Genomic DNA, 1,963 nt, shown 5'->3' with positions numbered 1-1,963 from the left:
GCAAGCGCCATTTTTCTCCGAGAAAAAAAGCGCCGCCGATGCCCACCAGGGTTCCCACGGAGGAAAGCGCGTCCGAACGATGGTCCCACGCCTTCGCCACGAGCACGCTGCTGTCGAGGCGGCGGCCCCAGAGAAGCGTGTAGCGGTAGAGCCACTCCTTGGACACCACGGACAGAACGGCCGCGAACAGCGCAATGCCCCCCGGAGCAACCGGAAGTGTACCTCGATGAATTTCCAGGAGCCGGACCGCAGCGGTCCAGAAAATGCCCACACCCACAAGGGCAAGAAAAACACCGCAAAGCAGGGCGAGAATAGTCTCGATCCGTCCGTGACCGAAATCATGTCCTTCGTCCTCGGGCCTCTGCACGAAACGAAACCCGAGGACCACCACCACATCCGTGAGAAGATCCGACAGCGAATGCGTCGCGTCGGCGATCATGGCGGCACTTCGTCCCGCGTATCCGGCAAGATATTTGAAGAGAGTGAGAAAGAGATTCACCAGGAGTCCCTGGGTACCGATCCGCGACGCTGTCTGGGCACGCCGCACCAGAAGTTCCTCCCGATCCGGGGCGTTCCGGAGGGATTCCCGCCCGGTGTCCTCGGCTCCCCCCGAGAATGCCGTCTGTTCTTTCGTTTTCATGCACTACTCCACCACCTCATGTTGTCGATGTCCACGTCGGAGCAGGGAGCAAGATCGTCCACGTGTTCATTATAACTCTGCGACATTTCCCGTTCCGGCGTTTCCCCGTCTCACTTCGCGGGCAGAACAACTCCGCCGGACACCCTCGGGACAATCCTTTTCTCCCCCCTTGCGCAAAGAGCGGACAGAACGTAAGCTCCAGAAACACCTGAATCCCGCCCAAGGAGCGTGACCGCCCATGCGAAACCGGAGCACCGCACCTCTGTTGTTCCTCTCGTTCCTCGCCCTCATGTTCTCGGCCCTGCCTTCCTTCGGAGAGACACCGTTTCGCTTCGCCCCCCACAACCCGGCCTTTCTGGAATGGCAAGCGGCGAGAGAAACGGAAACACTTTCGGCACAGACGGAAGGCGAGCATGGAAAGGGGTACGTCCCCTCGCCGGTGAACCTGCGCCACATCACGACCCTCTCCGAAACGGCCCTGGGACTCCGTGCAAAAAGCCTCCCCGTCTCCTACGACCTGCGAAACGTGGCAGGAACGAGCTACGTGACCGCCGTGCGCGACCAGGGCGCCTACGGTACCTGCTGGGCTTTCGCGGCCCTTGGCTCCGTGGAGTCCAACCTGCTCAAAAACGGCGAAGCGGCATTGGACCTCTCCGAGCGACACCACTCCTGGTTCGGATACACCGACGAGAACACCGGCGCAGGCACCTTCCCGGCCTTCACCTGCGATGCTCCCTGCAATCCCTATGACGAAGGAGGCGATTCGTGGAGATCCGCCGCGCTCGTCGCCCGGGGGACCGGCCCCGTCCTGGAGAGCGACGACCCCTATTCGGGACTCCCCGGTGCGGCCACGAGCCGCGCTGCCAGGGTTCGCGTGCGGGACGTGCTCTATCTGCCGATCCGGAACGGATCAAGCTACACTGTTGCCACGACGAAGCAGGCTCTCATGACCTACGGAGCCCTTTCCGTCGCAGTGCACATGGCCGTCCAGGACCCCGACTCCTGGAACAGCGCCACCAACGCCCTCTATGTCGCCTCGGGCGGATTTGACGATCTGGATCACCAGGTGCTGGTGGTGGGCTGGGACGACGCCTTCCCCAAGGAGAATTTCGGCCGGAACACCCCCGCTTCGAACGGAGCCTGGCTCATCAAGAACAGTTGGGGAAGCGCCTGGGGCAAAGCGGGATACTTCTGGCTCTCCTACGAGGACGCCCCTCTGAACACCTCCGAGGTGGTGGCCTATGTCTCAGAACCGGTCGCTCACGCCGCAACCATCTATCAGTACGACCCCCTCGGATGGGTAGGCCAGATCGGCGTTCCCGG

Annotated in this window: 2 protein-coding genes; one reads left to right on the top strand and one right to left on the bottom strand. The window is 62.3% G+C overall.

The window, feature by feature from the left end:
• On the bottom strand, window positions 1-640 hold a 640-nt coding region (locus Q1K49_RS04740), incomplete at its 3' end, for a cation diffusion facilitator family transporter (RefSeq protein ID WP_300523394.1).
• Window positions 641-878: 238 nt separating this feature from the next.
• Here Q1K49_RS04740 and Q1K49_RS04735 point away from each other — a divergent pair.
• The coding region (locus Q1K49_RS04735) for a C1 family peptidase (protein ID WP_300523391.1) at window positions 879-1,963 on the top strand (1,085 nt) is incomplete at its 3' end.

The organism is Aminiphilus sp. (genome assembly GCF_029975095.1).
Taxonomy (GTDB): Bacteria; Synergistota; Synergistia; order Synergistales; family Aminiphilaceae; genus Aminiphilus.
This window is presented reverse-complemented; position numbering and strand designations above follow the sequence as displayed.